Source organism: Blautia sp. MSK20_18 (assembly GCF_020553125.1).
Lineage (GTDB): Bacteria > Bacillota > Clostridia > Lachnospirales > Lachnospiraceae > Blautia_A > Blautia_A fusiformis.
In genome coordinates, this window is sequence record NZ_JAJCGR010000065.1 from 1 (window position 1) to 7,668 (window position 7,668).

Here is a 7,668-nt window from a genome sequence, read left to right on the forward strand (position 1 = left end):
TATGCGCTTTCATCTCGGATATAGAATAACCGAGGATTCCCGCTTTAAATCCTAAACAACAGCGGTGGGTCTGTTTTGGAAGGTTTTTTCTGTTCTCCTATGTGTAAAACAGAAACGTCCGGGCTTACTTCCATATCACGACAAATATTGTAATCATCAACATACATGACAACCCCGGGCTGATAACATAATTTATGCAATTTTTCTGTACCCATATCTTTATTCCTTTCTTTGTATATTTCTATTTTCAGTATGATAGATTTTGCTATTGCAGAAAAAATTTGCGGATTTGCTTACCGAAAGTTTACAATAATGATTCGGTGAACTTACGTTCACCTTCACCAGACGTGGACGGGGTTTCTGACTCCCCGTGCACGTCCAGCGACCTCCGAACCGACAGATAACCGGATGGTGGCCGCGGTCTCCCGTCCATCGATAATATTATGTAAATTTAAAAGAGTACTGTAAAATATAAAATCTAGAAAATTCGGAATATTCACTCTTCGCGCCGCTCCACAAAAAAAAGAGGCACAGCGTTTTTCCATGCCTCCTTCTCTCTTATTTTGTCATAATGAAAAGTTGTTCTTATTTGCTCTTCTCTGCATTTTCTCCAACGCATATGCTTTTGTAGTTACCATTTTTTCATTATCGTCATCAGAAATCAGGTCGTAGATAAACCTTATCGATTTCTTAGAGAAAACATCGTACTCAAGTAATTTTGTCAGCATCTCCAAATCATTCGTTTCCATCGCCTTTTTTGCTATTTTTTTAGCATTTTTGGCTAAGTATCGTGCAGTTTCTGCAGTTTTATGTTCCTCGTATATCGCAAAGGCTATATCTATTTTTGCATCCCATGTAAGTGCATACTTATATGAAGAAAGCAGCGCATCGGGCCCGCTCAAGCAGATATCATCCTCCAAACGTGATATATTCGCTTTGGTCATAGCCGGCGGAAGAAAATACAGACTATCAGGCGTTTTTATCTGCAATATACCAATGTCATTGTAAACAGGACTCGTCGTTACGATTGCACCGACCATGCCTTCTGGAAATTTATTTGACAAAATTTCAATATACGGTATTTCTTTCAGGCTATTCGCGTCAAGATGTTTAACAGTCTTTGGAAGCCGCAGTGATTTTATTTTGGGCAAAGAACCGATTTCGAAAAACGCCCTCTGTTTGATTGACTGTAAACCTTCATGAAGAATTACATCTTTCAGATTTTTATTATTCCTGAAAGCGTCACGTGGGATTGCATTCAGTGAACCAGGAATATCTACTGCCTCCAGGCCTTCGCATGCGATGAAGCATCCTGTTCCCATTTTCTTTAGATTCTTACTGAAAATAATCTGTTTTAAATTTTTGCAGTCTCCGAAAACGAAATTCCCTATTTCTGTTATGCTGTCAGGCATTTTTACGGAGTCGATTTCTTTGCAGTGATAAAAAGCATCGTTCGCAATATATTCTACCCCACTCGGAATTTCTACGTTCCCGGTCTTGGATTTGACGCAACATAGTAATTTTTTCATGTCTTTTGTGTAGACAATATCATCAATGGCAACATATTCCGTATTCTTTTCGCCAAAAATGATATGGCGCAGATTTCCAGGACGGTTCACGATATTCAAAATACTAAGCTCATCTATGCATGCTGAATCATTGATAACTACTGTCTCGGGCAATCCATGCACTTCTTCTATTTTTCCTGAAAGATATAATATATGTGCTGAGACTGTAACATTTTCCACCACCAGTGTCGCAGACAGATTAAACTTTAAACTATTGCACAGTGTCGCAAAATCTGGAATCACATATTTGTCAGCCTGCGGGTCTGCTGCTATAATGATACTTCCAGCCATCAGTAGACCATCTACAGGTGGATTTTTCTTTGCATCTGCAAACGCAGAGTCACGAAAAGCATAAGCACTCATGTGCTTTACTTGTTCCGTATTAATTGCTTTTGTGCATTCGCAGCCGTAAAAAGCACTTCCTACAATGTCTGCAATGCCATTCAGGTCAGCAGTTTCATCACTTTTCAGGCAGAATGTGTTTAAAAGAGTCTTGCTCATGCCGAAATTTTCGTTTCTAACAAGCATGGACCCCGAGCAAAAAACATTACTGTCAGATTCCACTTCTCTTACATTCGGAAATGTCTTATTATATATCATTATGTTCTGTATTTCTTTTCCGATGTAGATTTTTCTTACACTTGGAAAGGCATGTTCTTCAGATAATAGCAGCGTAGTCATTCCGGGAATGTCCAGCCGCAGTTCTTCCACATCATCGATGACATCCAAATGCAAGCAGTCATACAAACATACGTCAGACCGCTTTTCAAGATAGAATGTGACCTTTCCATCCGCAGACACAACCGTCATCTTTTCTTTTATTTTTTTTCATTATTTTTTCTCCCTTCTTTGTTTATTTTCATTTTCAACATGCCAGATATCAGGCAAAAAGAAAAAGCACTTCTTACCAAAGTGCTAGTCTTCTTCCTCGAATACAATCTCATTATCTTTTACCAGTCCAAGCTTCTCCCTTGCCACCTGTGCAATATACTCATCAGATTGCATGTATTCTTTTTCTTTTTCAATCTCTTTTGCATTCTTCTTTTCTTCTTTAATAGACTTTTGCAGTGTTTCATAGCGGACATCATAAGAAGCCATCGTGTCAACTATCTTCTTCTTTTGATACAGCATGATGAATATCATAAGAAGTACAATGACTGTTATCAAGACCATGCCCCAGATGTTTCTTTTTTGCTTTTCTACTTTTTCTTTTCGCAGCTCTATTATCTTTTGTACTCTTTGCTCCCGCTTTTCCATTTTTTTTGAACCCTTTCACGCATTCTTTTCATTGTACAATATGCAGGATTTTTTTATTTTTTATCTTTTTTTGCGGACCATTTTTCTTCTTATCGTCCTTTCTTTTTCAGCCTTTCTTTTTTTTGAAAAATTTGGCATAATATATATGTGCTTAAAAAAGTGCAGAAACAAAGGGAGGTCAGAGATATGACGTTAACAATTAATTTTGTGGACAATACAGAAGCAGCGCCTAAGTTAATGGCTACATGTAATTTAGACGTTGACACAAACGAGCCTGATGGTATTAAGGCTGAATATCAGCAGGTAATCCAGGAAATACATGCAGAAACTGCTGCTGAACTTCTTGCACGGGCAACAGAAACTGTCCTGAGCCGGCATCCGGAATCAGTTCTGCTCTCTGTTAACGACGACCGGAGGCTTGCAGACCCGGCCAACACTCTCAATGTCAATATGCGCAGGAAAGGCACACTCAATGTGGAATACATCAACTAACTGGGTTAAAAAACCAGCATCACGCTGGAAAATTAAAAATAAGGAGAATTTAAAAGAAATGGCAAGTAAAAGAATCACAAAAAAGAAAATGATTGAGAAGGCGACTGAGGCCGTCGCTAAAACAGAGGAGGCCGCAAAAACTGTAGCAGAAAAGACAGAAGCAGCCGTAAAAGCAGCCGGTGAAAACATTGAAGAACATATGAACAAACCGGAAGTTAAGGAGGCTGTATCTGTTGTCTCTGAAGCTGTAAAAGAAACAGTAACGGAAACCGCAAAAGAAACAAAAGAACATGTCAAGGCAGCAGCAAAAGCGGTCAGGACACGTATTGCTGACACTGTGGTTGAGGTTAATGGAGCAAGCGTATCCATGGCAGCAGTTGAGAAGGCCGTGAAAAAAGATGCCGCAGACAAAGGCATGAAAGGTGATATCACTATTTATCTTAATATTGCTGAGCAGACCGCTTATTATACCGTAAATGGTGAAGGCAGCGAAAACCAGAAAGTGCATTTCAGCAACTGCTAAAAAGTAACACGCAACCCGCCGCAGGCAGAGCCTGCGGCTTTTTTCTTTTCTCTTTTTTTTCGCATATTAAAAAAGAATAAAAAGTTTCTTTTACAAAGAAGGGAGAAAAAAAATGAAAGAAATCAAAAAACTGGAACTTATTGGATATTTACAGCTGTACATCAAGCTCTGGAAAGTAGACGAACCTGAAGTTGCATTTTACTTTAAGATGGATACGGACTTCTCCGTTCCTCTTGATGAAGAAACCTTGAAGTCTTTACTGATGAAAGTCGCTGTATTCTGCGAAGAGACTAACCATATCGAGGTTGATGCTGCATATATTACCAAGGAGCAGTATATGGCAGAAGCCGAAGGCCCCGACCATGAAGAGAAATTCAATACCATTACAGCCGAATACGAGGAGGCAGGACCCATCAAGATTACAAAAAGTTAAGTTTCAGTCGTACCGCCGCAGCATTGCTGCGACGGTTTTTTTATCTTCTTTTATTTCCTCCATATTATATCTGGTAACAATTACCAGACAAAGAAAATTCCAGCCGGTACTGCCGGCTGTTCTATTTTTATAATCAACAGGAGGATAAAGCAATGGCATCAGTTGCAAAATTTAGAATGAATGAAGCGCCGCGGCTGCTTGCTCACTGCAGCCGCACGCAGAAGAATTCCGGCTCGCATATCCATAAGGACCGGACCGAATTAAACTTTAATATGGCATATGGTCAGCATACAGGTTTATCTGATTATGATTTCGTAAAAGAACGCACCCATCAGGACAACGTAAAGATGATGAAGCGCGATGATGTCAAGGCTGTCTGTAGTTGGGCTGTCACAATGCCCAGGGAATTATGTCATGAGGTTGTTGACACAGATGGCGAAAGTTATTATGTGCCAAACGATATGGACGAATGTCGCGATTTTTTTCAGTATGCTTATGATTTTTTTAAGGATAAGCATGGCGAAGAAAACATTGTCTCAGCATATGTACACATGGATGAAAACGTGCCACACATGCATTTTACTTTCGTTCCCATCGTAAAAGACAAAGATAAAGAGCATGAAAAAGTATGTGCAAAAGAAGCCCTAGCAGACTGTTATGGGGCTAAATTCCAGATAGAGCTGCAGGATTATATATCTGCACAGATGGGTATACAGTTGAATATGGTAAAAAAAGACACCGTAGACTACGAACGAAACGTCAAAGAACTAAAAAAGAAAACACTAAATGACAGATGCAATTACCTGACCAAAGAAATCTCACGCGCTGAAGAAGAACTGGAGCGGAAACAGCGTATCTTAAAAATGGCCGGCATGGGCGAAAAAGCGGAAAAAGATATTGACAATATAAAGACTTCTACTTCAAATGGCTTTACCGTTATGCGGGAGCCTGACTGGCTGCAGGTGAAGCCTCTGCTGAAGTCCATAAAGGCCATGCGGGCAGAAAGAAAAGAACTTTTACAGATGATAAAAGACTTTGAGCACAGTAATACCGCAAAAGAAAATCAGACTCTCCGCGAACAGGCCGAACAGTTAGCGAAAGAAAACGCCAAGCTTGAAAAAGAACTGCAAAACGTACAACGCTTCATGCAGACGACAAGACTTCATGACCAGCCAATCATTGAGATTTATGAAGAAGACAAGCGCAGGCAGGCCGCAGCGCATCGCGATGACTGGAAAGAAAGCATGTACAATGACAGGTAATTGACATAATTATTTTATTGTAAACTAATCGCAACCAAAAAAGGCAGGCTGAAGCAGCCTGCCGATATCTTTATATCGCAAAATCAAGTTCTTTCTTATCTTCGCCTGCCAATTTACTCAGAATATAAGCACTTACAACATTTGCACCCATATCTGAAGAAATGCAATACATTTCTTCCAGCATCACGCATGAAAACAGGTCCTTTCTTATTAAGTCAGTAAGTTCTTTCTCCATATGCTGCTCCAGCATCACTTTTGTAAGTTCTTTTCCATATCCTTTTAAAAACTTTCTGCTCTCTTCTGTCGGCTGGTTTTCATACTCCATATAAGCAATGGCAATCTGCTGCTGCAATGTTGAACAGCACTTGAAGAAATTATGTGGTTCTCCATTTACCAGCTTTCTGGACTCTGCCTGAAATCTTCTGCGCTTATTTTCGCTGCACTTAAGCGTTACAGGTATCACGATTTTTCGTGTTGGCGTTTTTAAACAATAGACCAGGCCATCATCAGTTGCTGTGTCCATACGTAATGGGATATTTTTCATATCATCAAAAAGCTGTGGATACCCTCCAATGATAGCAGACGTGATATTTCCTGGTATCCTTTCATCAGGTAGTTCTACACGCTGGACACCGCTCAGGCTTCCCTTTGATACTTTAGTATTTGATGGAAGTTTAGCGTGTCTTATCTTACCTCCATCAAAAGCGCCCGTTCCAATATATTCTAACCCTTCGTTTAGTTTCAGGTGCCTTAATTCATTACAGGCATCAAAAGCGCGTGCCTCAATCCTTTTCAGGGAATCAGGAAATTCGACCTGTCTCAGATTGGAACAACAATAAAATGCAAATGCTCCAATTGACTTGATACTGTTTCCAAAAACTACGCTTTTCAAATTATCGCAGTTTGTGAATGCATTGTCCCCGATGCGCTCTACGCTATCAGGAATATGCACAGACTCAATCATATCACGATACGCGAAAGCATTTTCTCGTATCTCTTCGACTCCGTCTGCAATGACTACCTTCCCACTCTTACTATGACTGCATGAAATCAGCATTTTCATATCTTTTGAATACACGAGGCCGTCTTTTGATGAATATTCTGGATTTTTTTTAGAAAATTCGATATTTATACCTCTCATGTTTTCAATATCTGCAAGCGAAATATGCGATGTATCCTCAAAAAATACATTCTTTACGACTGCGCCGTAAATCATATATCTCAGAAATGTATTATTGTTCTGCACCACCATTGTAGTGTCTGGATTAAACGCAATGTTCTGGCAAATCGCAGCGGTATACTCTGGCATGATATAAGTCTTATCCTTTGGCTCATACGTTGCATCAACTATGATTGGCCCCATCATTGTAACGCCGCATTCCCTTATTCGGTCAGTTGTCTTGATAAGCGAATTCCTGAAAGTTTCTGCATTTGCTGTTAAAAGGTTTTCTGCATTTTTTATTTCCTGAGACTGGCAGCCTCTTAATGCGCCCTCCTTCCAGATGCATACAACTTTATCTAAATCCAGAGGCTCATCAGGTCCAAGACAAAAAGAATTGAGCAGTTCACCTCCTGTTGGATAAGTACGCTCCATCAGCATGCTTCCGGAATAGAAATTTTCAGAATGCGACTCTATACATCTGACATTTGGGAACATTTCATTTTCAATCACAATCTTCTTTATAGACTCTCCGATTATCAATTTTTTGATATTTTCAAACCTACGTCCATTTGCCATTTCCTGAATCCGGATTGATACAATTCCTTTTGTGTATTTTTTAAATCTCTTTTTTACATCCTGAATAACTTCGGGTTTCGCAGTGCCATTGTATTTTTTCGTGACGTGCACATCATCAAGGATAGAATTGTCAAATCTTACTGTCGTTACCCAATCAGGAACTTCTATGCCACAACAGCATAAACCGGTATGAATGGTGTTATATGGCTGGAGATAATAGGTTACTCCGTTTTTGCGTATGACTTTTATTTTATCCATTTTTTTTCTCCTTTCTTTGTTTCTTATTTGCACTTAATATGCCGCATTTTAGCGCATACAAAAAAAACCGCGATTTTACTTTTTAGGATTTAAAGCGGGAATCCTCGGTTATTCTATATCCGAGATGAAAGCGCATA

8 protein-coding genes are annotated in these 7,668 nt (G+C 39.5%); 4 read left to right on the plus strand and 4 right to left on the minus strand.

Translation table 11 applies throughout. The features are described 5' to 3' along the window. Positions 1-566: 566 nt before the first annotated feature. The 3 genes from LI091_RS17895 to LI091_RS17905 all read right to left on the minus strand — a co-directional run bounded on the left by LI091_RS17895 (position 567) and on the right by LI091_RS17905 (position 2,844). Positions 567-2,132: a leucine-rich repeat domain-containing protein gene (locus LI091_RS17895; RefSeq protein ID WP_265191425.1), complete on the minus strand. Its 1,566-nt coding sequence runs from the start codon at positions 2,130-2,132 to the stop codon at positions 567-569. A 351-nt stretch (positions 2,133-2,483) separates the two neighbouring features. Next, entirely contained in the window at positions 2,484-2,666 is a 183-nt protein-coding gene (locus LI091_RS17900; protein ID WP_265191426.1) for a septum formation initiator family protein, read from the minus strand. Between the two features lie 4 nt (positions 2,667-2,670). Next, entirely contained in the window at positions 2,671-2,844 is a 174-nt protein-coding gene (locus tag LI091_RS17905; RefSeq protein WP_265191427.1) for a hypothetical protein, read from the minus strand. Positions 2,845-3,011: 167 nt separating this feature from the next. On the opposite strand from LI091_RS17905, the gene LI091_RS17910 reads away from it, so the two are divergent. The 4 genes from LI091_RS17910 to LI091_RS17925 all read left to right on the plus strand — a co-directional run bounded on the left by LI091_RS17910 (position 3,012) and on the right by LI091_RS17925 (position 5,535). Beyond that, positions 3,012-3,317: a hypothetical protein gene (locus LI091_RS17910; RefSeq protein WP_173734620.1), complete on the plus strand. Its 306-nt coding sequence runs from the start codon at positions 3,012-3,014 to the stop codon at positions 3,315-3,317. A gap of 58 nt (positions 3,318-3,375) precedes the next feature. After that, positions 3,376-3,840 (plus strand): DUF6465 family protein, encoded by a 465-nt coding sequence (locus tag LI091_RS17915; RefSeq protein ID WP_173734621.1) that lies wholly within the window; start codon positions 3,376-3,378, stop codon positions 3,838-3,840. A gap of 112 nt (positions 3,841-3,952) precedes the next feature. Beyond that, complete coding sequence (locus LI091_RS17920) at positions 3,953-4,273, plus strand: hypothetical protein (protein ID WP_173734622.1); 321 nt, start codon at positions 3,953-3,955, stop codon at positions 4,271-4,273. Between the two features lie 152 nt (positions 4,274-4,425). Beyond that, a complete protein-coding gene (locus LI091_RS17925) occupies positions 4,426-5,535 on the plus strand; it encodes a plasmid recombination protein (protein ID WP_173734623.1) in 1,110 nt (369 codons plus the stop codon). Between the two features lie 70 nt (positions 5,536-5,605). On the opposite strand, the gene LI091_RS17930 is transcribed toward LI091_RS17925, so the two are convergent. Continuing rightward, complete coding sequence (locus LI091_RS17930) at positions 5,606-7,531, minus strand: leucine-rich repeat domain-containing protein (protein WP_173734624.1); 1,926 nt, start codon at positions 7,529-7,531, stop codon at positions 5,606-5,608. Positions 7,532-7,668 lie beyond the last annotated feature (137 nt).